26 protein-coding genes are annotated in these 23,973 nt (G+C 54.7%); 12 read left to right on the forward strand and 14 right to left on the reverse strand.

From position 1 onward, the window contains the following. Positions 1-25: 25 nt before the first annotated feature. Positions 26-1,174 (reverse strand): cyclopropane fatty acyl phospholipid synthase, encoded by a 1,149-nt coding sequence (gene cfa / locus AB2B48_RS05090; protein WP_368300990.1) that lies wholly within the window; start codon positions 1,172-1,174, stop codon positions 26-28. A gap of 297 nt (positions 1,175-1,471) precedes the next feature. After that, entirely contained in the window at positions 1,472-2,665 is a 1,194-nt protein-coding gene (gene punC / locus AB2B48_RS05095; protein ID WP_368300991.1) for a purine nucleoside transporter PunC, read from the reverse strand. Between the two features lie 113 nt (positions 2,666-2,778). Here punC and punR point away from each other — a divergent pair, with 113 nt between their 5' ends. Next, on the forward strand, positions 2,779-3,690 hold the full coding sequence (gene punR, locus AB2B48_RS05100) for a DNA-binding transcriptional activator PunR (protein WP_368300992.1): 912 nt from the start codon (positions 2,779-2,781) through the stop codon (positions 3,688-3,690). 18 nt (positions 3,691-3,708) lie between these two features. Here punR and purR read toward each other — a convergent pair whose 3' ends face one another. After that, the gene (gene purR / locus AB2B48_RS05105; protein ID WP_368300993.1) at positions 3,709-4,734 is read right to left on the reverse strand and encodes an HTH-type transcriptional repressor PurR; all 1,026 of its coding nucleotides are present in this window, start codon (positions 4,732-4,734) and stop codon (positions 3,709-3,711) included. A gap of 294 nt (positions 4,735-5,028) precedes the next feature. On the opposite strand from purR, the gene AB2B48_RS05110 reads away from it, so the two are divergent. Both AB2B48_RS05110 and AB2B48_RS05115 read left to right on the forward strand, forming a co-directional pair. After that, on the forward strand, positions 5,029-5,118 hold the full coding sequence (locus AB2B48_RS05110; RefSeq protein ID WP_185666146.1) for a YnhF family membrane protein: 90 nt from the start codon (positions 5,029-5,031) through the stop codon (positions 5,116-5,118). 160 nt (positions 5,119-5,278) lie between these two features. After that, positions 5,279-6,445: an MFS transporter gene (locus AB2B48_RS05115; RefSeq protein ID WP_368300994.1), complete on the forward strand. Its 1,167-nt coding sequence runs from the start codon at positions 5,279-5,281 to the stop codon at positions 6,443-6,445. A gap of 80 nt (positions 6,446-6,525) precedes the next feature. Here the strand turns inward: AB2B48_RS05115 and sodB are convergent, their stop codons facing one another. Both sodB and AB2B48_RS05125 read right to left on the reverse strand, forming a co-directional pair. Next, positions 6,526-7,107 (reverse strand): superoxide dismutase [Fe], encoded by a 582-nt coding sequence (gene sodB, locus AB2B48_RS05120; RefSeq protein WP_185666148.1) that lies wholly within the window; start codon positions 7,105-7,107, stop codon positions 6,526-6,528. 123 nt (positions 7,108-7,230) lie between these two features. Next, a complete protein-coding gene (locus AB2B48_RS05125; RefSeq protein ID WP_368300995.1) occupies positions 7,231-8,052 on the reverse strand; it encodes a C40 family peptidase in 822 nt (273 codons plus the stop codon). A 343-nt stretch (positions 8,053-8,395) separates the two neighbouring features. Here AB2B48_RS05125 and AB2B48_RS05130 point away from each other — a divergent pair, with 343 nt between their 5' ends. Further along, positions 8,396-8,740 carry a Grx4 family monothiol glutaredoxin gene (locus AB2B48_RS05130; RefSeq protein WP_035896299.1) on the forward strand — a complete coding sequence of 115 codons (345 nt, stop codon included), beginning with the start codon at positions 8,396-8,398 and terminating at the stop codon, positions 8,738-8,740. Positions 8,741-8,805: 65 nt separating this feature from the next. Here the strand turns inward: AB2B48_RS05130 and rnt are convergent, their stop codons facing one another. From rnt to AB2B48_RS05150, 4 genes are all read right to left on the reverse strand, one after another. Continuing rightward, positions 8,806-9,453: a ribonuclease T gene (rnt, locus tag AB2B48_RS05135; RefSeq protein WP_220439749.1), complete on the reverse strand. Its 648-nt coding sequence runs from the start codon at positions 9,451-9,453 to the stop codon at positions 8,806-8,808. A gap of 104 nt (positions 9,454-9,557) precedes the next feature. Next, entirely contained in the window at positions 9,558-9,965 is a 408-nt protein-coding gene (gloA, locus tag AB2B48_RS05140) for a lactoylglutathione lyase (protein ID WP_185666151.1), read from the reverse strand. 76 nt (positions 9,966-10,041) lie between these two features. Beyond that, positions 10,042-11,139 (reverse strand): alkene reductase, encoded by a 1,098-nt coding sequence (locus AB2B48_RS05145; RefSeq protein WP_368300996.1) that lies wholly within the window; start codon positions 11,137-11,139, stop codon positions 10,042-10,044. Between the two features lie 55 nt (positions 11,140-11,194). Beyond that, positions 11,195-11,791, reverse strand: a complete 597-nt coding sequence (locus tag AB2B48_RS05150; protein WP_368300997.1) for a TetR/AcrR family transcriptional regulator — start codon at positions 11,789-11,791, stop codon at positions 11,195-11,197. Between the two features lie 142 nt (positions 11,792-11,933). On the opposite strand from AB2B48_RS05150, the gene AB2B48_RS05155 reads away from it, so the two are divergent. Together AB2B48_RS05155 and AB2B48_RS05160 are read left to right on the forward strand one after the other, a co-directional pair. Next, positions 11,934-12,173: a DUF1289 domain-containing protein gene (locus AB2B48_RS05155; RefSeq protein ID WP_185666154.1), complete on the forward strand. Its 240-nt coding sequence runs from the start codon at positions 11,934-11,936 to the stop codon at positions 12,171-12,173. Between the two features lie 50 nt (positions 12,174-12,223). Next, entirely contained in the window at positions 12,224-13,120 is an 897-nt protein-coding gene (locus AB2B48_RS05160; protein ID WP_185666155.1) for an aldo/keto reductase, read from the forward strand. Positions 13,121-13,163: 43 nt separating this feature from the next. On the opposite strand, the gene AB2B48_RS05165 is transcribed toward AB2B48_RS05160, so the two are convergent. From AB2B48_RS05165 to AB2B48_RS05175, 3 genes are read right to left on the reverse strand one after another with little or no spacing between them, the layout of a single operon-like run. Then, the gene (locus AB2B48_RS05165; protein ID WP_368300998.1) at positions 13,164-15,188 is read right to left on the reverse strand and encodes an FUSC family protein; all 2,025 of its coding nucleotides are present in this window, start codon (positions 15,186-15,188) and stop codon (positions 13,164-13,166) included. Further along, positions 15,185-16,045 (reverse strand): efflux RND transporter periplasmic adaptor subunit, encoded by an 861-nt coding sequence (locus AB2B48_RS05170; RefSeq protein ID WP_368300999.1) that lies wholly within the window; start codon positions 16,043-16,045, stop codon positions 15,185-15,187. Before AB2B48_RS05170 ends, AB2B48_RS05165 begins: the two co-directional genes overlap by 4 nt. 9 nt (positions 16,046-16,054) lie before the next feature. Next, a complete protein-coding gene (locus AB2B48_RS05175) occupies positions 16,055-16,291 on the reverse strand; it encodes a DUF1656 domain-containing protein (protein WP_368301000.1) in 237 nt (78 codons plus the stop codon). Between the two features lie 195 nt (positions 16,292-16,486). Between AB2B48_RS05175 and slyA the strand changes: the two genes are divergently transcribed. After that, positions 16,487-16,927 carry a transcriptional regulator SlyA gene (gene slyA / locus AB2B48_RS05180; protein WP_185666159.1) on the forward strand — a complete coding sequence of 147 codons (441 nt, stop codon included), beginning with the start codon at positions 16,487-16,489 and terminating at the stop codon, positions 16,925-16,927. A 55-nt stretch (positions 16,928-16,982) separates the two neighbouring features. On the opposite strand, the gene AB2B48_RS05185 is transcribed toward slyA, so the two are convergent. Together AB2B48_RS05185 and slyB are read right to left on the reverse strand one after the other, a co-directional pair. Continuing rightward, positions 16,983-18,341, reverse strand: a complete 1,359-nt coding sequence (locus tag AB2B48_RS05185) for a GGDEF domain-containing protein (protein ID WP_368301001.1) — start codon at positions 18,339-18,341, stop codon at positions 16,983-16,985. Between the two features lie 233 nt (positions 18,342-18,574). Next, a complete protein-coding gene (slyB, locus tag AB2B48_RS05190; RefSeq protein WP_185666161.1) occupies positions 18,575-19,042 on the reverse strand; it encodes an outer membrane lipoprotein SlyB in 468 nt (155 codons plus the stop codon). A gap of 262 nt (positions 19,043-19,304) precedes the next feature. On the opposite strand from slyB, the gene anmK reads away from it, so the two are divergent. The 5 genes from anmK (at position 19,305) to pdxY (ending at position 23,885) form a co-directional block, all read left to right on the forward strand. Continuing rightward, on the forward strand, positions 19,305-20,429 hold the full coding sequence (gene anmK / locus AB2B48_RS05195; RefSeq protein WP_333010919.1) for an anhydro-N-acetylmuramic acid kinase: 1,125 nt from the start codon (positions 19,305-19,307) through the stop codon (positions 20,427-20,429). 93 nt (positions 20,430-20,522) lie between these two features. Continuing rightward, positions 20,523-20,846, forward strand: a complete 324-nt coding sequence (mliC, locus tag AB2B48_RS05200; RefSeq protein WP_185666163.1) for a C-type lysozyme inhibitor — start codon at positions 20,523-20,525, stop codon at positions 20,844-20,846. A gap of 57 nt (positions 20,847-20,903) precedes the next feature. Next, positions 20,904-21,560, forward strand: a complete 657-nt coding sequence (pdxH, locus tag AB2B48_RS05205) for a pyridoxamine 5'-phosphate oxidase (protein ID WP_035897054.1) — start codon at positions 20,904-20,906, stop codon at positions 21,558-21,560. Positions 21,561-21,685: 125 nt separating this feature from the next. Continuing rightward, positions 21,686-22,960, forward strand: a complete 1,275-nt coding sequence (tyrS, locus tag AB2B48_RS05210; RefSeq protein ID WP_185666164.1) for a tyrosine--tRNA ligase — start codon at positions 21,686-21,688, stop codon at positions 22,958-22,960. 64 nt (positions 22,961-23,024) lie between these two features. Next, positions 23,025-23,885, forward strand: a complete 861-nt coding sequence (gene pdxY, locus AB2B48_RS05215) for a pyridoxal kinase PdxY (RefSeq protein ID WP_185666165.1) — start codon at positions 23,025-23,027, stop codon at positions 23,883-23,885. The last annotated feature ends 88 nt before the right edge of the window (positions 23,886-23,973 follow it).

Consider the following 23,973-nt stretch of genomic DNA (forward strand, 5'->3'; position numbering starts at 1 on the left):
CCAGTGCGGCGCAGACGTGAAGTGACTAGCGGGCGACGCGCAAACCGCTCTCGACGCCGCGGGAGAACATCACCTGCCAGAGCTGAATATCTCGCGCGCGGAAAGCACCCGCGCAGGCATTGAGATAGTAGCTAAACATGCGTTTGAATCGTTCAGAATAGTTGTCCGCGATTTCCGGCCAGCAGCCGAGGAAGCGTTCATGCCATGCCATCAACGTCGTATCGTAGTCAGCGCCAAAGTTGTGCCAGTCTTCCATCACAAAGTGAGGTTCGCTGGCGTGCGCAATCTGGCGTACTGAGGGTAAACAGCCATTCGGAAAGATGTATTTGTTGATCCAGGGATCGACATTATTGTCTGTTTTCTTCGAGCCGATAGTGTGCAGTAAAAACAGTCCGTCGGGTTTCAGATTTTTGTCGACGACGGAAAAATAGGTGTCATAGTTTTTCGGACCAACGTGCTCGAACATCCCGACGGAAACAATACGGTCAAACTGGTCGTTAAGGTCGCGGTAATCTTGCAGCAGGATCTCGACGTCCAGCCCCTCGCAGCGGGCCTGGGCCATTTTCTGCTGTTCCGCTGAAATGGTCACGCCCTTGACGGTGACGTCGTAGTTTCTGGCCATAAACGCTGCCAGACCGCCCCAGCCGCAGCCGATGTCCAGCACGCGCATTCCGGGTTTTAGCTGCAGTTTTTGGCAGATGAGATCGAGCTTAGCCTGCTGCGCCTCTTCCAGCGTCTGGGCATCTTTCCAGTAACCGCAGGAGTATTGCATATAGGGGTCGAGCATGCGGCTGAAGAGATCGTTGCCCAGGTCGTAATGTTCTTTACCGACCTGCCAGGCACGACGACGGCTTTGCAGATTAAACAGACGCGCGCCGGCAATGCGAAGCGTGTCTTTAATATGGTGAGGGAGTTGCGTTTCTAATCCGGCGCGCAGCACCTTGTCGAAGAAGATATCCAGACGATCGCATTCCCACCAACCGTCCATATAACTTTCGCCAAGACCCAGCGAACCTTCTTGTAACACACGTTTAAACAACCGAGGATTTCTGACTTGTATATCGCAGGGAGCATTGCCGTTTACTTCAATGCCTGCGCGGCCTAGCAGCTCGCTGACAATACGATACCAGTCGTCATCCGGTACACTAACTTCTTCTATACACGATGAGCTCATAGCTTCTCCATCCCGACCTGATGATCAGAACCTTAAAACAGCGTAGACGCTTTTTTTGGGTTTGTGAGAAATCTCACGAAATTCGTGAGCCTGCTATCCGACGTAGCACAGAGGAAGGGAAGAATCCCTTGCCGAAAGCCAATCCATGGTTCAACGGGAAGCTATCCTGCTCCCGCTTAATAAGTTCAATCTATATTATTTATGTGATGCGGATCCAGTATAGGACGCTAAGTTTGTTGATTCAACTAAAAATCTTAGCGCCCTAATCATTTCCTGGGATATTGATATGAGTGATGTTTAGGCGTGAGAAGTGGCGTGTTCTATTTCACGTTCAGCGCGACGAGCGGCGAGTTGCATCCAGTAGCCGACGCCTGCGAGCAGCACGGTCACCAGCATCACGCTGGTGGTGGTCAGCAGCGGCGTGGCAATCAATGTGGATACCGCAAGGCTTGCCAGGAAACAGAGCCCTAACTGCAGCGTGTTTTGTAATGCCGCAGCACGGCCTGTTGCCTGTGGGAATGGCTTCAGCGCCTGAGCGACGACGATCGGATAAATCGCGCCGTTGGCAATGGCCATCACGCAGAACGGAATCAGCAGGGCGGTCAACGAGGCGTTTTCTGCCAGACCCACGGCCCAGGTACCCACCACGCTCAGCGCGTAGATAACCAGCAGCCACGGCAGCATCTGGGCACCACGCCATTTTTGCAGCGCGGCGCGACAGCCGTAGCCGCCAATCAGGAAGGCGATGGTTTGCGGCACATAGCTCAGACCAATTACCGTTGGGCTGTAGCCCATCTCATGCAGGATAAACGGTGAACCGGTCAACCAGGCGAAAAAGCTCGCCGAGCAGGCGGCGTAAATCAGCACGTTGCCGCGATAGTCTTTACTGCGCAGCAGGCGCATAAAGGTCAGCTTTTCTTCGCTAGTGGCATTTTTTTTGTGCGCAGGCTTGAGGCGGAACGCCGGGAGCATCAGCACCAGGGTGATAATAAACAGCGTGGCGAAGATGGCCTGCCAGTCAAAGTGCGCCAGCAGCCAGCTACCCAGCAGCGGGGCGAGCGCCGGAGAGAGCCCAACCAGCGGCATGATAGTGGCAAAAATGCGGTTGGTGCGCTGAGCTGGATAGTAGTCGGTGACCATTGCCTGCCAGGTCACCGCCGCAGCGCAAACGCCGACGGCCTGCACAAAACGCAGGACCAGCAGCGTGGTGCCATCGCGCACCCACAGCATGCCAATGCAGCCAATAGCGAAAATGGTTAACCCGGACAGCAGAATCGGTTTGCGCCCGTAGCGGTCTGACAGCGGCCCCCAGAGGAGTTGCGCGACGGCAAAACCGGCCAGAAACAGGCTAAGACTCGCGCTGACGGCTGATGCCGGCGTTTGCAGGTCTTCCTGAATGGCGGCAAAGGCAGGGAGATACATATCGGTAGCCAGAAAGCCCAATACGCTCAGCCCCGCGAGCCAGACTAAAAATCCTTTCCCAGGTTGCATTAATTTCGCCCTTTTTATCATGAATAAACGATGCCGCTGAGTGTAGAGAGTGCATAACGGCTTGTGAAACGCTAATATTTGCGTCATGCATTCAAAAATTTTGCAGGCAGAAAATGTGGTCTGAATATTCACTGGAAGTGGTTGATGCGGTGGCGCGCAACGGTAGCTTTAGCGCCGCGGCTCAGGAACTGCACCGCGTGCCTTCTGCGGTCAGCTATACGGTACGCCAGCTGGAAGAGTGGCTGGCAGTTCCCCTGTTCGAACGGCGCCATCGCGACGTTGAGCTTACTCCCGCTGGCGCATGGTTTTTGAAGGAGGGGCGCTCTGTTATCAAAAAAATGCAGATCACTCGCCAACAGTGCCAGCAAATTGCTAACGGCTGGCGAGGGCAGTTGGCGATTGCCGTCGATAATATCGTGAAACCGCAGCGAACCCGGCAGTTGATTGTCGATTTCTATCGCCACTTTAGCGACGTGGAACTGATTGTTTATCAGGAAGTGTTTAATGGCGTCTGGGATGCGCTGGCCGATGGTCGCGTGGAGCTGGCGATTGGTGCCACTCAGGCGATTCCGGTTGGTGGCCGTTTCGCGTTTCGTGATATGGGGATGCTCAACTGGCACTGCGTAGTGGCGAGTACCCATCCGCTGGCGCAGATGGAAGGCCCGCTCAGTGATGATGTGTTGCGCAACTGGCCGTCACTGGTGCGCGAAGATACTTCGCGATCGCTGCCAAAGCGAACAACCTGGCTGCTCGATAACCAGAAGCGCGTGGTGGTGCCGGACTGGGCCTCATCGGAAACCTGTATCTCGGCGGGGCTTTGCGCGGCGATGGTGCCGGGGCATCTGGCGCAACCGTGGTTGGAAAGCGGGGCATGGGTGGCGCTACAGCTTGAAAACCCGTTCCCGGATGCCGCCTGTTGCCTGACCTGGCAGCAAAGCGAAGCGTCGCCGGCTTTAAGCTGGCTGCTGGAATATCTGGGGGATAGCGAGACGCTAAATGAAGAGTGGCTGCGGACACCCGAGTAGGGTGTCCGTGGGTAATGCTTAGCGGCGGTAGTCGCGGAACGGGCCGTCGGCCACGGAGCGACGTTCGATAAGACGCGGATGCACTTCAATCGACTGCGAGGTCTCGCGTTTGCTGACGATACGGTCCATCAGCATGTTAAACGCCGTCTCACCAAGCGAATCTTTCGGCTGGTGAATGGTCGTCAACGCCGGGGTGAAGAAACGCGAGTTGCGCACGTTATCATAACCGATCAGCGAAATGTCCTGCGGCACGCGCAGACCCATTTCATCTGCGGCGCACAGTGCGCCCATCGCCATGATGTCACCACCGCAGAAGATAGCAGTAGGGCGCGGCTGCTGCGACAGGATCTGCTGCATTGCGCGATAACCAGATTCGGGCTCGAAGTCACCCTGCACAATCCAGTTCTTCGGTACGTTGATCTGCGCTTCTTCCATCGCTTTCATAAAGCCGGCCAGACGGCCCGCGCCGGTGTTGCGCTCCAGTGGACCTGGGATCACACCGATATCGCGATGACCACGCTCAACCAGGTAACGACCGGCGGTATAGCCGCCTTCAAAGGCGTTATCGATGACCGAGTCGGTGAAGTCTGCTTTAGCCTCGCCCCAGTCCATCACCACCATCGGAATGTGACGGTACTCTTCGAGCATCGTCAGTAGGGATTCCGGATACTCGGAGCACATGACCAGCAGGCCATCCACGCGCTTTTGCGCCATCATCGACAGGTAGGCGCGCTGTTTTTCCAGGTTATTCCAGGCGTTGCCCAGAATCAGGGTATAACCTTTCTCAAAGCAGTTTTTCTCAACGGCTTCGATAATTTCGGCAAAGTAGGCCGCTTCGCTGCTGGTTGCCAGCAAACCAATCGATTTGGTGTGGTTCACCTTCAGGCTGCGGGCAACGGCGCTCGGAGAGTAGTGCAACTCTTTGATCGCCGCCCAAACGGCTTCACGCGTCTCCTCGGCGACAAAACGCGTTTTGTTAATTACATGTGATACGGTTGTAGTGGAAACGTTTGCGCGCTTCGCTACATCTTTAATAGTTGCCATTCCATCTCACTCCAGACCCTGGCCTGCCCCTGATAAAATCGAAAGGAAAACGTTTGCCTTCACACACCCTGACGCAATTTTGTGGATTGCGATTCGCCGGGAAAACGATACAGGACGACAGGAGGGGGTCAATGGCCGGTACGCTTATAAATAAGCGTCGAATTTTGACTTATCCTGACGCAAAGTGGAAGAGTAAAAACCAACATCCTGCTAAATCTGTGAAGATTTTTGCGCAATACTGTGCAAAAATGAGTTAGCTCAGTTTTGCTGTAGCGATAAAAAGGAGAAAAGTTGATGAGTACCGAACTTAAGATGTCACTCACCACCACCGTCATTACCCTTGCGCTGATCGTTGCCGCAAGTTTGACTGCTGTACTGCATTAATTCCTCTGCGAGGGGGCGCCCGCTCCCTCCTGTCTGATTGTTACCCGTTTAGCAATAATCTTTTGCTGTTTTGTACACTTCTGTTTTTATGTGATTGATGTCATGCTTTTGCCCATTATCGACATGCCGCGTCTGTTGTGCGGCCAACCGGAGCATTTGCATGAAAATTAACTTTCCCTTACTGGCGTTAGCCATCGGGGCCTTTGGCATCGGGACTACCGAATTCTCGCCAATGGGGCTCCTGCCGGTGATCGCAAAAGGCGTGGACGTCTCCATTCCCGCAGCCGGGATGCTGATCAGCGCCTATGCCGTAGGGGTGATGGTTGGTGCGCCGCTGATGACGCTGCTGCTTTCACATCGTGCCCGCCGTAACGCCCTGATCTTCCTGATGGCGATTTTTACCCTCGGTAACGTATTGTCGGCGATGGCGCCGGACTACACCACGCTGATGCTGTCGCGGATTATTACCAGCCTTAACCACGGCGCGTTCTTCGGCCTGGGTTCCGTTGTCGCCGCCAGCGTGGTGCCGAAGCATAAGCAGGCCAGCGCCGTGGCGACCATGTTTATGGGGTTGACGATTGCCAATATCGGCGGGGTGCCGGCGGCAACCTGGCTTGGTGAAACCATCGGCTGGCGGATGTCGTTCCTGGCAACGGCAGGCCTTGGCATTATTGCCATCCTGGGGCTGTGGTTCTCTCTGCCGAAGGGCGGGGCGGGTGAAAAACCGGACGTGAAGCGCGAACTGTCGGTGCTGGTGCGTCCGCAGGTGCTGTCGGCGCTGCTGACCACCGTACTGGGTGCGGGAGCGATGTTTACGCTCTATACCTATATTTCACCGGTGCTGCGGATGATAACTCACGCCACGCCAGCGTTTATTACGCTGATGCTGGTGTTGATTGGCGTCGGCTTCTCAATCGGTAACTACCTCGGCGGCAAATTCGCAGACCGTTCGGTGAGCGGAACGCTGAAGGGCTTCCTGCTGCTGCTGATGGCAATCATGCTGGCGATTCCGTTCCTTGCGCAAACGCAGGTAGGCGCGGCCTTCAGTATGGTGGTGTGGGGGGCTGCAACCTTCGCGGTGGTGCCACCGCTGCAAATGCGCGTGATGCGCGTGGCGCACGAAGCACCGGGTCTTTCTTCCTCGGTGAATATCGGGGCGTTCAATCTGGGTAACGCACTGGGTGCGGTCGCGGGCGGAGCAGTGATCTCCGGTGGTCTGGGTTACAGCTTTGTACCGGTGATGGGGGCGATTGTTGCCGCGCTGGCGCTGCTGGTGGTATTCCTGAGCGGTCGTTCACGCGGTGAAGAGGCGCTGGCCAGCCAATAAAAACAAAAACGCAGAAGGGAAACCTTCTGCGTGATACGAGATAACCCGGCGGAGCGTGGCGATGCCGGGTTATTTTTTGCTTACGCTGCCAGATTCTCAGCCACAAACGCCCAGTTCACCAGAGCCCAGAAGTGCTCCAGATAGTTTGGACGCGCATTGCGGTAGTCGATGTAGTAAGCGTGTTCCCACACGTCAACGGTCAGCAGTGGCTTCGCGTCGGTGGTCAGCGGGGTTGCCGCGTTAGACGTTGAAACGATAGCCAGGGAACCATCCGCCTTCTTCACAAGCCAGGTCCAGCCCGCACCGAAGTTTTTCACTGCGGCATCGGTGAACTGTGCTTTGAATTCAGCGAAGGAACCAAAGGATTTAGCGATCGCATCAGCGACGGCACCGGTTGGTTCGCCACCGGCATTAGGTGCCAGGCAGTTCCAGTAGAAGGTGTGGTTCCAGACCTGCGCTGCGTTGTTGAACACGCCGCCTTCAGAGGTACGGACGATCTCTTCCAGCGTTTTGCCTTCAAACGCCGTACCTTTGATCAGGTTGTTCAGGTTAGTGACATAGGTCTGGTGGTGTTTGCCGTAATGATACTCCAGGGTTTCCACGGAAATGTGTGGAACAAGAGCGTCTTTGGCATACGGTAATGCAGGTAATTCGAACGACATTGCTACTCTCCTTTATTATATTTGTACACTCAATAACCATGTATTAAGTATGGATAGAGTAGCAAATTAAAAGGTGAGATAAAAGATAAGCTTACCCCGTTTATTAACAAACGGGGTAAGTGATTAACGAATTGTCTTTGGTGTCACAACGCGGCGGGCGCCGACGTAGTGCCGGACCCAATAGTCTTCGCTCAGCGACGTTATCTGGATGTCCTGACCGGTACGCGGGGACTGAATAAATTTGCCGTTGCCGACGTACACGCCAACGTGATCGGCTGTACCGCGGCCCTGGGTGCGGAAGAATACCAGATCGCCGCTTTCCAGTTCGCCACGTTCAACCGGACGCGCATCGCGCAGGTGATACATTTCGTTGGCAGTACGTGGAATGCGGATGTTGACCAGATCTTTATAAGCGTAATAGACCAAACCGCTGCAGTCGAAGCCGGTGCGTGGGGAGTTGCCACCCCAGCGATAAGGTTTCCCTAACTGACCCATCAGCTTATTCATCGCGGTTTTCTGTACTTTCTGCACGCGAACTTTGTGCGCGGCGGCGATGGTCGTGGGTTGGGTTTCTACAGGAGCGGTGGTACAGCGTTTCTTGTACCCTTTGCGGACTTTACAGGTCGTGGTGACGCTGGCGGTTTTGACCGCGCTGCTTTTCACGTGGGTTTTAGCGGAGGCTGTTTTCGATTTGCTGGAGGCTGGAGCAACTTTTTTCGCTACGGCTGGCGTGGTTTTCTTCTTAGCGGCAACCGGAGTGGATTTTTTCTTAGCGTTAGATTTATTGTCCGCGTTCTTTTTCTTGCGTTCACTGTTTTTTACAGGAAGCGACTTTTGCGCCGTTGGGGTTTTGGCATGCCCTGTAGCATGCGCCAACGGCGTGAAGGATAACGATGTAAACAGCAATGCACAGAGCGTGAACGACCATTTTTTTATCTGCGCCACTGAACAACCCTCTGAGTAAGATGCAGGCCAAATGTCCTTGCCTGGGTATGGTTTACAAAACCCAACGATTCTAATCCATAAAAACACGAAATGTTAATAGTGTTTTTAAGGATAAAACGTTGTTTCGTTAGCAACTGCAAAAAAAAACATCATTTGATACATAATGAGTCAAATAATGAGCAAGCTTTTCATCAGCCTGCCGATAAACTCATATTTATAAAGCAACTTAACGCTTCAGACGATAAAATAGTAATGCGTGAACAAAATGTTATTTTCTGTTCAGGCTCTGAAACGTTACAATGTCAGACTACTGCCGTAAAAAGAAGTTTGAGGAAGCAAGATAATGAGCGAGACAATTGAAAAAATTCAGCGCCAGATCGCTGAAAACCCGATCCTGCTGTACATGAAAGGTTCCCCGAAACTGCCGAGCTGCGGTTTCTCTGCCCAGGCCGTTCAGGCACTGTCTGCGTGCGGTGAGCGCTTTGCTTATGTCGACATCCTGCAGAACCCGGATATCCGTGCCGAGCTGCCGAAATATGCAAACTGGCCGACCTTCCCACAGCTGTGGGTTGACGGCGAACTGGTTGGCGGCTGCGACATCATCATTGAAATGTACCAGCGCGGTGAACTGCAGCCTCTGATTAAAGAGACTGCGGCGAAATACGCTGAAGAGCCGAAAGCAGAATAATCGGTTCGCCCGGATACCGGGCGCAGAAATAAAAAAGCGACCTGAAGGTCGCTTTTTTTATGCTGCTATTCTTCGGTCGCTATCGGCAGCGGCCAGCCGCCGAGGCGTTTCCAGCGGTTGACGATTTCGCAGAACAAAATGGCGGTCTGTTCGGTATCGTACAGCGCCGAGTGCGCCTGGCTGCTGTCGAAATCCATGCCCGCCGCGGTACAGGCTTTTGACAGCACGGTTTGCCCTAATGCCAGCCCGCTCAGTGCGGCGGTGTCGAAGGTGACGAACGGGTGGAACGGATTACGTTTGAGCGACGCACGATCGGCGGCAGCCATCATAAAGCTGTGGTCGAAAGTGGCGTTATGCGCCACCATAATGGCACGATTGCAGTCGCTATCTTTCATGCCTTTGCGCACCATCTTAAAGATGGCGTGCAGTGCGTCATACTCGCTGACCGCGCCGCGCAGCGGGTTGTTCGGATCGATACCGTTGAACGCCAGCGCCTCCGGCTCGAGGTTAGCGCCTTCAAATGGTTCAACGTGGAAATGCAACGTCGTGTCCGGCATCAGCCAGCCTTGCTCATCCATTTTCAACGTAATTGCCGCTATTTCGAGCAGGGCATCCGTTTTGGCATTGAATCCCGCAGTTTCCACATCAATCACTACCGGATAAAACCCACGAAAACGGTCGCATAGACCATTAAGTTGCACATTGTCGGACATCAGAATCTCTTCACTTAGAAAAAGTAGCGCGCATTATGGCAAATTTTGCCGCGGCTTGGAAAGGCGGGGTAAAAAAACGGGCGCCTTAGGCACCCGTGGAGGAGTTAGTTGCCAAGGCCTTTGCCGGCATCTTTCTCTTCGATCAGTTCGATTTTATAGCCGTCCGGGTCTTCAACAAACGCGATCACCGTGGTGCCGCCTTTAACCGGGCCTGCTTCACGAGTGACGTTGCCGCCGTTCTGGCGAATGCGGTCACAGGCTTCTGCGGCGTTGTCCACGCTCAGGGCGATATGGCCGTAGGCAGTGCCCAGCTCGTATTTATCTACGCCCCAGTTGTAGGTCAGCTCAATCACCGCTTCATCGCTCTCTTCGCCGTAGCCGACGAAAGCCAGAGAGTACTTATATTCGGTGTTTTCGCTGGTACGCAGCAGCTTCATGCCCAGCACGTTGGTGTAGAAATCAATGGAGCGTTGCAGGTCGCCGACGCGCAGCATGGTATGCAGTAAACGCATGTTATCCCTCGTCCTTACTTATGAATAATCTGGCTAGTATAGCGGCGGAAGGCCGCCGCTATCAATCAACGTGGGATTACAGCGCAGGGTAGTCGGTGTAACCTTCCGCGCCGCCGCCATAGAAGCTTTCCGGCCGCTGCGGGTTCAGCTCGGCTTTATGTTGCAGACGAGCGACCAGATCCGGGTTGGCGATGTAGTCGCGACCAAAGGCCACGGCATCGATTAAGCCTTTCTCAATCAGCGCTTCCGCTTTTTCCGGGGTGTAGGCGCCAGCACCGATAATCGGGCCATGGAAACGAGCGCGTACTTTTTCGCGGAAGGCTTCGCTGTATGGCTGACCGCCGGCCCAGTCTGGTTCAGACATGTGCAGGTAGGCAATACCGCGTTTACCCAGCTCTTCAATTAAGTAGAGCGCATCGGCTTCTTCGTTCGGGCCGTTGTCGACGTTCTGGAAAGTACCAATTGGCGACACGCGAATACCGATACGGTCTGCGCCCCATTCTTTGATCCCAGCATCAACCACTTCCAGCACCAGACGTGCGCGATTTTCTACGCTGCCGCCGTACTGGTCGGTACGATGGTTAGAGGATGGCGACAGGAACTGGTGCAGCAGATAACCGTGCGCGGAGTGCAGTTCAACCAGGTCGAAACCGGCTTCACGAGCGTTAGCGATCGCCTGACGGAAATCGTTGACGATGCCAGGGATCTCTTCGATTTCCAGGGCACGAGGCATAGAAGTGTCAACGCGAGTGGCGTGACCGTTCTCATCGCGCAGCGACGTACGGGTATTAGCACTCAGCGCGGAAGGGGCAACCGGCGCTTCACCGTTTGGCTGCAGGCTGGAGTGGGAGATACGCCCGGTGTGCCACAGCTGAACGGCGATGCGGCCATTTTCGGCGTGAACGCCAGCGGTGATTTTCTGCCAGGCGGCAATCTGTTCAGGGCTGTGCAGGCCAGGAGCGCCCTGGTAGCCTTTCGCCTGAGCGGAGATTTGGGTCGCTTCGGAGATGATAAGACCGGAGCTGGCACGTTGGCGATAGTACTCGGCCATCAGCGGGGTAGGAATGTCACCCGGAACGATGCTGCGCAGACGCGTCAGCGGGGCCATAAACACGCGGTTCGGGGCAGTAACCGCACCCACTTTCAGTGGGGTAAACAGTTTTTCTTGCGACATGGTGACTCCTGAGTAGACCGGTCGTCTAGTGATTAACGAAATAAAAACGCCGGGTTTAGTCCGGCGCGGCAATCAGATTCCTGACGTGCGTCAGCGCGCTTTCAAGCGGCGTTGAACTGCGGGCCATTTTCGCCTGCAGATTTGCGCCCAACCACAGCGAGTAGAGTACCTGCGCCGTGGCTTCGGCTTCGCCGCTGAATTTAAGGCAACCTTCACGGCGGCCATTTTCCAGCGCTTGCGCCAGCAGAGCCATAATCTGGCTGGCACCTTTGTTCATTTCCGTGCGCATATCTTCGGAAAGATCGCACACTTCGGCAGAGAGTTTAACGGTCAGACAACCGCTGATAAGCCCCTGCTGGCAAAACTGGGTGAGCGTGTGCTGGTAATAGTCCAGCAGGCGGTCACGATAACTGCCCGCGCCCTGGGTAAAATGCTGCACCAGGCGCTGGTGATAATCGGCAAAGTGCCGTTCCAGCATCGCGACACCAAACGCCTCTTTTGAACGGAAATAGTGATAGAACGACCCCTTCGGCACTTCCGCCGTCTTCAGGAGTTCGCTAAGCCCCATTCCGGTAAACCCCCGGTGCATGCAAAGACGCTCGCCGGTAGCCAGAATGTGTTCACGGGTATCATGTTCAATCAATTTGCTCATGCGATGCACTGTAATAGACCGATTGGTCTAATGCAACTGAATTTTTGAAAATGCCGGTACACCCGCACGATGTGGGAGAAAAGTTGCGCCCCGGTGATTAAACGTCTTCAATGAGAGTATGACGAGGTAAAAGGGGGCTAACGTGGCGGAGCAACTGGAGTTTTTCCCGGTTCAAAGTCCGTGCCGGGGAATTTGTCAGTCGGATGAGCGCGGATTTTGCCGTGGCTGTTTTCGCAGCCGCGATGAACGCTTCAACTGGCAAAAAATGAACGATGCGCAAAAACAGGAGGTGCTGCGGCTCTGTCGTCAGCGTCTGCTGCGTAAATTACGCGCGGGTAAAGCGACGAATACGGAAGATCCTCAGCAGCCCTCACTGTTTTAAGCGCAAAAGTGCGTATACTCGGTTCAATTTTTTATGTTGAGGAAGTGGTTATGGTTCAACGTATTACCCTGGCACCACAAGGGCCAGAATTTTCCCGTTTCGTGATGGGCTACTGGCGTCTGATGGAGTGGAACATGACGCCACGTCAGCTGGTGAGCTTTATTGAAGAGCATCTCGACCTTGGGGTGACGACCGTTGACCACGCCGATATTTATGGTGGCTACGCCTGTGAAGCTGCGTTCGGTGAAGCGCTGAAGCTGGCGCCGCATCTGCGTGAACGAATGGAGATTGTCACCAAGTGCGGGATCGCGACCACGGCGAAGCCGGAACACGCGCTCGGTCACTATATTACCGACCGCAATCACATCATTCATAGCGCCGAACAGTCGCTGCGTAACCTGGCTACCGACGTGCTGGATCTGCTGCTGATCCACCGCCCGGATCCGTTAATGGATGCCGATGAAGTGGCGCAGGCGTTTACCGCGCTGCATCAGAGTGGAAAAGTGCGCCATTTCGGCGTCTCCAACTTTACCCCGGCGCAGTTTGCGCTGTTGCAGTCGCGTCTGCCGTTCACTCTGGCCACGAACCAGGTGGAGATCTCGCCAATTCACCAGCCGACCATTCTTGACGGCACGCTGGATCAGCTGCAGCAGTTGCGTATTCGCCCGATGGCCTGGTCCTGCCTCGGCGGCGGTCGTCTGTTTAATGACGATGAGTTCCAGCCGTTGCGCGATGAGCTGGCGAAGGTGGCGAATGAACTGAACGCAGGCAGCATTGAGCAGGTGGTGTATGCGTGGGTGATGCGTTTACCGTCGCAGCCGCTGCCGATTATCGGCTCTGGCAAAATCGAACGCGTGCGCTCGGCCATTGTCGCCCAGTCTCTGGATATGACGCGTCAGCAGTGGTTCCGCATTCGTAAAGCGGCATTAGGTTACGACGTTCCGTAATGTCAGTAATGCAGGCGGTCTTTACCGCCTGCATCCTTCCTTTTTACGCCGGTTGCTCGGTCAGCGTACCGGGCGGCGGTGCCGTTTCCAGCTGTGAAAGCGAACAGTACAGACGCCACAGGATCGAGGCTAGTTCCCGGGCTGCCGGTTGATGGTGGTGGGCCAGCGTGTCGCAGATTCGTTGCAGTTCCTGAAGCGTGGCGGCCAGCGGACGCTGCTGAACCCCGCGTTCGCTCATCACATCCCGTAGCAGGCTAATACACATATCGCGCACCTGCGACAGCGGGTCCGAACGGGCTTCCCAGGCGCGAAGGTGCCAGACCACGTGCGAACAGTTCAGCAGCACTACGCCCCAGCGTAACAGCCAGCGGCGTGCTGGTTCATCCTGGCTGCTGCTGAGCTGGCTAACATGATGATAAACCAGCGATTCAAATTCATGCTCGCTGTTTGTCGGGTGTCGACTCAACTGGTCAACAAAGTGACGCCGTAACGCCCGAATATGACGGCGGCTTTTGCGCGCATCTGAGCCGGGAGTCAGCACGGCAAACGCCAGCCATGCCAGACCAACGCCGATGATTTTGGCCAGGTTATCGTTAAGGAAATCGCCAAAATTGTAGACTGGCGGATTGGTTACCGCGATAAATGAGCCCATAAAGACGATAAGCGAGCCCCACAGCCTTGCCTGTTTGGGCATCTGCAGTTTCAACAGTTGCATGGTTAGCAATAGCGGGAAGAGAAACAGCATGAACTGCCAGAGATCGCTGATTTGCACCATCAGGCCGAATTTGACGCCAAAGCTGAATATCGACAGCAGGATCAGGGTACGCATCAGCAGCGTGAGCGAACTGAACGGTGACGGTACGTTGGAGTAGAGTACACAGCAGATAGCCGCCAGGGTTAAGGCCGCTGCACCCGATTCCCACTGGGTGCTGATGCTTAGCGCGCCAACGCTGACCAGCGCAAAGAAGGTGCGGATGCCGCTCCAGGCAGCTTCGGCGTGATCGGTATGGCGCATCAAGGCCGGGGCTGTTGGCACGGTAAACTCGGTCACTGCGGTGGCGTTTTCCAGCCGCTGGAGCCAATGGCTGGTGGTGAGATAAAGGCGGCAGAAGTAGCGTAAGCGGTGCCAGAACGCGTGGTGGCGATAATCCTGCGGGTCGCTCGGCGCCAGCGGGGCAATAATTCGCGCGACGGTATAGGCATCGCAGTCGGGCTTCGCCAGCGCCAGCAACAGTTCTTCCAGCACCGGGCGGATGGTCTGCGGCGCATCCGGCCAGTTCAGCAGCAGGCGACGTAAGCTTGAGATAACGCTAGTCAGACGCAGCTGTTGGTGCAGCAAATAGTTGAGCAGCGTGTTCTGTCGTCGCAGGCGATAGTGGCTCCAGAAGGCCTGAATGCGCAGCAGATTCATCGTCAGAATTTGGCTGATCACGCTCTGGTGCGCAGTGCGGATGGCATCGGTGGTGACCGGTTGCCAGAGCATGTTGGCGTGTTCAAGTAACCGGGCGTGCATATTTTTAAGCGCCGTTAGCAGGGCGCTGCCGTCAGAGGTGCTGGGCAGGATCATCATCATCAGCCCGCCGCACAGAATCCCGACAATCACTTCACATACGCGCGCCTGAGCAATGTCCCAGAGTCGAGTGGCATCCACCACATTGATAATAGGAAACGCGATAATGGCACAGGTGTAGCCCGCCAGCTGAAAGGCGTAGGCGACGTTGTTGGTGTACATCGCGCAGGCCCAGGTACAGAAGGCCAGCCAGCCGGACATAGCAAACAGGAACAGCCAGGGGTCGGTCAGGGTATGCCCGGCTATCAACAGCGCCGCGCAGGCGCCGAGCATACTCCCGGCAATGCGCCCGAGGCTTTTACTGATAACGCCGCCAACGGTCGGAAAGCTGACCACCGCGGCGGAGGTCATCGCCCAGTAAGGCTCATCAAGGTTGAGCCAGTAGGCGATGCTTAGCGCGAGACACATGGCAATGGCGTTGCGCATGGCGTAGCGCCATTGCGGCACGGTCGCTTTAACCCAGGGCAATGACCGCCATGTTAAAGCGGGAAAGGTCATTGCTTCCCACCGACGATAGAGACGGTGCAGGTGGTACCAGCAACCAGCACGGTATCCGCTGGCAGCGCGTCTAATTCAATGCGTACCGGCACCCGCTGGGCCAGGCGTACCCATGGAATGGTCGGCTTGATATCGGCAACTAGCTTGCCGTCCGTCGCCAGGCTCTGATCGTGAATGGCGCGGCCGATGCTGGATACGTGACCCTGTAACTTCTTGTCATCACTATAGAGCACCACGTCGGCGCGGTTACCTTCGCGGATGTGGCGCAGTTTGGTCTCTTCAAAATAGCCAACGACATAGAAGGAGTGGCTATCGATCAGCGCAAAAACCGGATGCCCGACGGCGGCATAGTTGCCGACACGGGTAGAGAGATTGGTAACCCAACCGTCGACAGGTGCTTTTACGTTGGTTTGAGCCAGCTGCCAGCGGGCATGTTCGCGCTCGGCTTTGGCGGCATCAAAATTGGCCTGCGCCGCTTTCAGCGTCATGTTTGCCGTGTCGAGGTCTTCAGCAGAGATAAAGTTCTGCGATAGCCCCCGGCGACGCTCCACTTCATGGCTGGCGCGCGAGAGGTCGGACTGAGCCTTAGCAAGCTTCGCATCGGCATTCATCTCGGCAATTTTCCACGGCGTTGGGTCAATCTGGAACAGCACGTCGCCGGCGCGGACAAACTGGTTGTCCTTTACGTTGAGGGTCAGAATACTGCCAGAAACCTGAGGGGTAATATCAACCTGTTCGGCGCGAATTTTGCCGTCGCGCGTCCACGGCGACTGCATGTAGTAGTTCCAGACCAGCCAGCAGGCGATGATAGCCAAGGCCGCGATGAGCAGCGTTGAGAAGTATTTTAATTTTTTCATTGAGTTACATCACCACAAAACCAGTATCATCAGCGCCATACACACTGAAAGCGCAAAGAAAGAGAGATCCATCAATAGCGGGTGCCAGATATCACCGGCATACATCCAATCGCGCAATAAACGGTGAATTATCAACCAGAACAGGAAGCCCAGCAGGACGGCTTTAAATACAGGGGGAAAATAAATAGAAGCACCAACCACAAGGTCTTGCAGCGGGACTCCAGGAATGTGGAAAATAGACTTCACAAGCAAAAATCCTTTGCAATTGAAGAGTTATGGCTCGATAGTATGTCGTCTTTTGACATACATTCACATCATTTGAAACAGTGTAACTCACGGATCTGGTTTGCGTGCACGTGGCAATTCATTTGTTTTGCTAATTTAAATACTGCACACTATTCTAAAATCAGTATAATAACTTAGCAAGCTAATTATAAGGAGATGAAATTGGAATCGCCATTAGGTTCTGATCTGGCACGGTTGGTGCGCATTTGGCGTGCTTTGATTGACCATCGCCTCAAACCTCTGGAACTCACGCAGACTCACTGGGTCACGCTGCATAATATTCATCAGCTGCCGCCCGAACAGTCGCAAATCCAACTGGCAAAGGCGATCGGCATCGAGCAGCCGTCTTTAGTTCGTACTCTGGATCAGCTGGAAGAGAAGGGACTGATCTCTCGCCAGACCTGTGCGAATGACCGCCGTGCTAAACGCATTAAGTTGACTGAGAAAGCGGAACCGCTGATCCAGGAGATGGAAGCGGTCATCAGCCACACGCGCGGTGATATCCTGTCAGGGATCTCCGCCGAGGAGTTGGGGATATTGACCACGCTCATCCGCAAACTGGAGCAGAATATCATTGAGCTGCAATCGCGCGATTGATACTCATTGATACTCAAAAAAACCCGCGATAGTCGCGGGTTTTTTTTCACCTCTCTTATTCCCAGACCATTACGCGGTTTCTGCCCGCCGCTTTGGCGCGGTACATCGCTTCATCCGCTCGTCTGACGCACTCTTCTACCGGCACCGATAAATCGACGGCGGTGAAAACGCCCATGCTGATGGTGATAGACTCCGGCAGTTGCGCATGGCTGCTTTCGGTATCATGCTGGCTGATTGCCAGCCGAATACGCTCGGCAATCGTTCGCGCCACCTCAGGAGAGGTGTTAACCAGCAGCAGGGCAAACTCTTCGCCGCCGATACGTGCGGCAACGTCGTTTTGCCGTACCGAATCCTGCAGGACTTTCGCCACAAACTGAATCACCTTGTCCCCCTGCAGGTGACCATATTTGTCATTGATACGCTTAAAGTGGTCCAGATCGCTGACAATCACCGATACCGGTTGGCCGTCGGCGATGGTAGGCAACAGTGCGGTAAACGAGTCGTAGAAATAGCTGCGGTTGTACAGTCGCGTTAATGGATCGCGGATAGAGTTCTGGTATGAGTCATGGTACTTCGCATTGGACTGGCGATAGAGCGTGAACACGTCGCAAAACAGCACAAAGATAAGGAACAGGGTGGAGATGGTTTCGAACAGGCGCGCCTGATACCAGCTGTAGCTGGCGGTATCCTTGCCGGTCATCAGGACAAACAACGTGAAGATATAGCAGGCGCAGAAGAAGGCCCCGCTGTACCAGAATATATTGCGCAGTTGGGTTGTAATCAGAATGGTGAAAAGCGTTATCCCCCAAAGACCAAACAATATCCAGCTGATAATTCCTTGCCAGACGTCAGTATATTTAAAGGTAAGATTATCAATAAAGGCAACGCTGAGTAACGGATCGTTGCTGGAATATAACCAGGCCAATTCCATAATGCCGGCGCAGAAAATAACGATGCCGCTGAGAATGAAAAAATGGATTTTGCGGGTGTGCATCTCACGTAGCTTAAATGCGTAGAGAATGACCGCAGTAATAAATAATAGTGCCATTAATATATTACGGAATACGTAAAAGATCAGGGCATCATTATAATTTGCGATATTCACGCCGCCGCAGAGGAACCAATCCGGATAACTCTTCAGCGTGCCCAGCATCAGCAATGCAGAGCTAGCAAAGGCGCAGGCGATGGGCATAAGGTAGAGACGACGTTTATCACACAAATACTTCATGACCATGAACACGGCGATCATGGTGTGAAAAACCATGAGAAAAATCGTCAGCGTTGGGAACAATATCGGCGCAATAGACGGAACGTTGCTGATAAACGCGTTCGAAAAATGATTCAGAACAAGCGTGCCAATAAGAGTGATGGTCAGATAAATCAAAAAGCGCTGTAGCGGGAATTTTAGCAGCATATATGTGTCCTGTGTACGCAACGCCGGGCATGCAACGGGCATCCAGCCCTATACGCAGGGAGTGTAATAGATAAACTGTCAGTAAATATTGTCCACGCGCAAATAATACATAAGCTAAATGTCAATTATGCATTCATGGTATGAATTAATTGTTTGCTTGAAATAAGTATTAGAAATAATACTGAGTGGTGGAAAGGTACGTGGCCGTAGCGGCCACGTACGCGAAGTGAGGCTTAACGCGGGGAAACGGTAACCTGGCTGCCGTTGCTTGCCATCACGACACGTTGGCCAGCAGAGAAGCGGGTATCGCCCTGTTTCTGCACCACCATGATGGTGTTGCCGTCATCTTTACGAATTTCCAGCTCAACGCCCTGGGTTTTATTCATCGCACCCTGAACGCCTTGACCTGCTACGCCGCCTGCCACGGCACCCGCCGCAGTCGCCAGGGAACGACCGGTGCCGCCACCGATAGTGTTACCCAGGAAGCCACCCAGAACCGCACCGCCGATGGCGCCGATAACATTGTTATCGTCGCCGCCCTGAATTTGAACAGGACGTACGTGGACGATGGTACCGTAGGTCACGTTCTGGACCTGTTTCGCTTCGGATGCCGAGTAAACATCGCCTGACAACCCGCTGTTGCTGACACATCCGGCCAGGGATAAACCAATCATTGAAACAGCCAATACGCGTAACATCATTTTATGAATCTCCAGTTCACTCAGAATCGCTCTTGTGAGCATCCGTACTAAACGATTATATGGTATTTGATTCGAGCGGTCATATATTCCGCATTTATTATTAATAAGAATAATCCATAATGGCTTAACCAACGTTAAACGCAAGGGAAACTACCTGGCGGGCCGATGGTGGGTATATTGTTAAAAAGTATTATCAGTTAATAGCATTAAGTGTCACTTTATGATTGAGTGTTGACTTTGCAAAGATGACTAAGGACGGCGTATGAAATCCGGGCGATATATTGGCGTGATGTCGGGAACCAGCCTTGACGGCGTGGACGTAGTGCTCGCGGCCATTGATGAAAGCCGCGTAGCCCAGCTTGCCAGCCTTACCTGGCCAATACCGGTAGCCCTAAAAGAGGCCGTGCTCGCCATCTGCCAGGGGCAGGCGCTGACGCTTTCGCAACTCGGCCAGCTCGACAATCGGCTGGGGAATTTGTTTGCTGAAGCAGTTATCGCGCTAATGTCTCAGGAGCATCTTGAGGCGCACGATATCGTCGCCATCGGCTGCCATGGGCAAACGGTATGGCATGAGCCGACGGGCGCTGCACCGCACACGATGCAGATTGGCGACAACAATATTATCGCCGCCCGCACCGGCGTGAGCGTAGTGGGGGATTTCCGCCGCCGCGACATGGCGCTGGGTGGGCAGGGCGCGCCGCTGGTGCCCGCTTTTCACCAGGCGCTGCTGGCGCATCCTGATGAACGTCGGATGATCCTCAACATCGGCGGTATTGCCAACCTCTCTTTACTGGTTCCTGGCATGCCGGTACGCGGTTTTGATACCGGTCCGGGTAATATGCTGATGGATGCGTGGATCTGGCGCAGCCTGGGCAAACCATACGACAAAGACGCCGAGTGGGCCAGCGAAGGCAAGGTTATCCTACCGATGCTGCAGGATATGCTGAGCGACCCGTACTTCTCGGCACCTGCACCAAAAAGCACCGGGCGGGAGTACTTTAACTACGGCTGGCTGGCGCAGTTCCTGGCGCGCTATCCGGGCCTGCGTCCGCAGGACGTACAAGCGACGCTGACTGAACTGACCGCCGTGACCATCAGCGAACAGGTGATGTTGAGCGGCGGATGCGAACGTCTGCTGGTCTGCGGCGGTGGCAGCCGTAATCCGTTGGTGATGGCGCGTCTGGCCGGCCTGCTTGCCGGAACGGAAGTGGCGAGCACCGATGCTTACGGGATCAGCGGTGACGATATGGAAGCGCTGGCATTTGCCTGGCTGGCCTGGCGAACCGTCGCCGGACTGCCGGGTAACCTACCGTCTGTGACCGGTGCTTCGGAGGCGACCGTGCTAGGGGCTATTTATCCAGCAAATCCGCAGCATAATCAGAGTTAACTGACATCTTCTTTTACAGTGGGCCGGTAGACTTAACTTGAACGGGAGTGTGAGAATCACTCCTTGACCAGGAATGTCGGAAGGCCCAAAACAATGAAAAAGCTACTTATCGCTGTTCTCCCTTTTATGCTCGCTGGCTGCAGTGCGTACAATCAGTTTATGGAACGCATGCAGACCGACACGCTGGAATACCAGTGTGAGGAAAAACCGCTGACCGTGCATCTTAACAATCAGCGCCAACAGGTGAATTTTATCTATGACAACCAGCAGCTGAATCTCCAGCAGGGGATCTCCGCGTCGGGCGCTCGCTATACCGACGGGATCTACGTGTTCTGGTCTAAGGGTAACGAAGCAACCGTCTACAAACGCGACCACATCGTGTTGAATAACTGCCAGTTACAAAACCCCAAGCGTTGAGATTTTCAGGCGGGCGGCGCACAATAACGCCACCCGTTGACTACTCTCTTAAACGCCATGTCTGATAACGACGATCTGCAACAAATCGCGCATCTGCGCCGTGAGTACACCCGTGGCGGTCTGCGTCGCCACGACCTTCCTGCTGAACCGCTGCCCTTGTTCGAACGTTGGTTACGCCAGGCATGTGATGCCAGACTGGCCGACCCTACGGCGATGGTGGTTGCCACGGTTGATGAAAACGGTCAGCCGTATCAGCGTATCGTTCTGCTCAAGCACTATGATGAGAAAGGGCTGGTCTTCTATACCAACCTGGGTAGCCGTAAGGCGCATCAGCTGGAGAACAATCCGCGCATCAGCCTGCTGTTCCCGTGGCATATGCTGGAGCGGCAGGTGATGGTTATCGGCAAGGCTGAACGTCTGTCGACCCTCGAAGTGGTGAAGTATTTCCACAGCCGCCCGCGCGACAGCCAAATTGGCGCTTGGGTATCTAAGCAGTCCAGCCGCATCTCTGCGCGCGGTATCCTCGAAAGCAAGTTCATGGAACTGAAACAGAAATTCCAGCAGGGTGAGGTCCCGCTGCCAAGTTTCTGGGGCGGTTTCCGCGTTTCTATTGAGCAGATGGAGTTCTGGCAGGGCGGTGAACATCGTCTGCACGACCGTTTTTTATACCAGCGCGACGCGGATGCCTGGAAAATCGACCGTCTGGCACCGTAATCCCTGAAATTTGTTGTGTTAAGCGCTAGCGCTGAGTGCGCCAGCGCTTTATTCTATAGAGCTTTCGCGTCTGGCGAAAAGTCGTGTACCGGCAAAGGTGCAGTCGTATATAGATGGAGAATTTGATGGCAAGCAGTAACTTGATTAAACAACTGCAAGAGCGGGGGCTAGTCGCCCAGGTAACGGACGAGGTAGCGTTAGCAGAGCGACTGGCGCAAGGCCCGATCGCGCTCTATTGCGGCTTCGACCCTACCGCCGACAGCTTGCATTTGGGGCATCTTGTTCCTTTGTTATGCCTGAAACGCTTCCAGGAGGCAGGGCATAAGCCTGTTGCACTGGTCGGCGGCGCAACCGGTCTGATTGGCGACCCAAGCTTTAAAGCGGCCGAGCGTAAACTGAATACCGAAGATACCGTGCAGGAGTGGGTGGATAAAATCCGCAAACAGGTGGCACCGTTCCTCGATTTCGACTGCGGCGACAATTCGGCTATTGCGGCCAACAACTATGATTGGTTCGGCGGCATGAACGTGCTGACCTTCCTGCGTGATATCGGCAAACACTTCTCTGTTAACCAGATGATTAACAAAGAAGCGGTGAAGCAGCGTCTTAACCGTGACGATCAGGGCATCTCTTTCACCGAGTTTTCCTACAACCTGCTGCAGGGCTATGACTTTGCCTGCCTGAACAAACTGCACGGCGTTGCGCTGCAGATTGGTGGTTCCGACCAGTGGGGTAACATTACCTCCGGTATCGACCTGACCCGTCGTCTGCACCAGAACCAGGTATTCGGCCTGACCGTTCCGCTGATTACTAAAGCTGATGGCACCAAATTCGGTAAGACCGAAGGCGGCGCAGTCTGGCTGGATCCGAAGAAAACCAGTCCGTACAAATTCTACCAGTTCTGGATCAACACCGCGGATGCCGACGTTTATCGCTTCCTGAAGTTCTTCACCTTTATGGACATTGAAGAGATCAATGCGCTGGAAGAAGAAGACAAGAACAGCGGTAAAGCTCCTCGCGCCCAGTACGTACTGGCCGAGCAGGTGACCCGTCTGGTGCACGGTGAAGAAGGTCTGGTGGCGGCAAAACGCATCACCGATAGCCTGTTCAGTGGTTCACTGAGTGCGCTGAGCGAAGAAGACTTCGAGCAGCTGGCGCAGGACGGTGTGCCGATGGTTGAGATGGATAAAGGGGCTGACCTGATGCAGGCGCTGGTGGACTCCGAGCTGCAGCCGTCTCGCGGCCAGGCGCGTAAAACCATCGCCTCCAACGCGGTCACCATCAACGGTGAAAAACAGGCTGACCCGGAATATTTCTTCCAGGAAAGCGATATTCTCTTCGGTCGTTACACCCTGTTACGCCGTGGTAAGAAAAATTACTGTTTGATCTGCTGGAAGTAATATTCCGAAACGAGGGGGCGTGGGAAACTACGCCCCCTTCTTTTTTGTCGTCTGAGTAGAGCTAATGAACAACATCCTCGCCATTCAATCTCACGTCGTTTTTGGGCATGCGGGCAATAGCGCCGCCGAGTTTCCTATGCGTCGCCTTGGTGCGAACGTCTGGCCGCTAAACACGGTGCAGTTTTCCAACCATACCCAATATGGTCAGTGGACGGGCTGCGTGATGCCGCCAGCGCATCTGACAGAGATTGTGCAGGGCATTGCGGCTATCGACCAGTTGAAGCGCTGTGACGCGGTGCTGAGCGGCTATCTGGGCTCTGCGGAGCAGGGCGAGCATATTCTTGGCATCGTGCGTCAGGTGAAAGCGGCGAACCCGCAGGCGAAATTTTTCTGTGACCCGGTTATGGGGCACCCGGAAAAGGGCTGCATTGTGGCACCAGGCGTGGCGGAATTCCATAAGCGCTATGCCATGCCGGCAAGCGACATCATCGCGCCGAACCTGATTGAGCTCGAAATTCTCGCCGGTCGTGACGTTAAGGATGTGAACGATGCGGTGCTGGCTGCGCGTGAGCTGATTGCTCAGGGGCCGGAAATCGTGCTGGTGAAGCATCTGGCCCGTGCAGGATACAGTCAGGATCGCTTTGAGATGCTGCTGGTGACGGCGGATGAAGCCTGGCATATCAGCCGTCCACTGATCGACTTTGGCGCGCGTCACCCGGTGGGCGTGGGCGATGTGACCAGCGGTCTGCTGCTGGTTAAGCTGCTGCAAGGGGCTAGCCTTCGCGACGCGCTGGAGCATGTGACTGCGGCGGTGTACGAGATTATGGTCACCACCAAAGAGATGGGCGAGTATGAGTTGCAGGTAGTGGCGGCGCAGGATCGTATTGCGAAGCCCGTTCACTGTTTTAGCGCCACTCAGCTGTAAATATTCCCGGCGTCGCGAAGCTCTGCCGGGCTACACTAGCCTGTAGCCCGGACGAGGTGCGAAGCGCCGACTCCGGGGAGCCAGCACA

The sequence above is a fragment of the Kluyvera sichuanensis genome, from assembly GCF_040930405.1.
Lineage (GTDB): Bacteria > Pseudomonadota > Gammaproteobacteria > Enterobacterales > Enterobacteriaceae > Kluyvera > Kluyvera sichuanensis.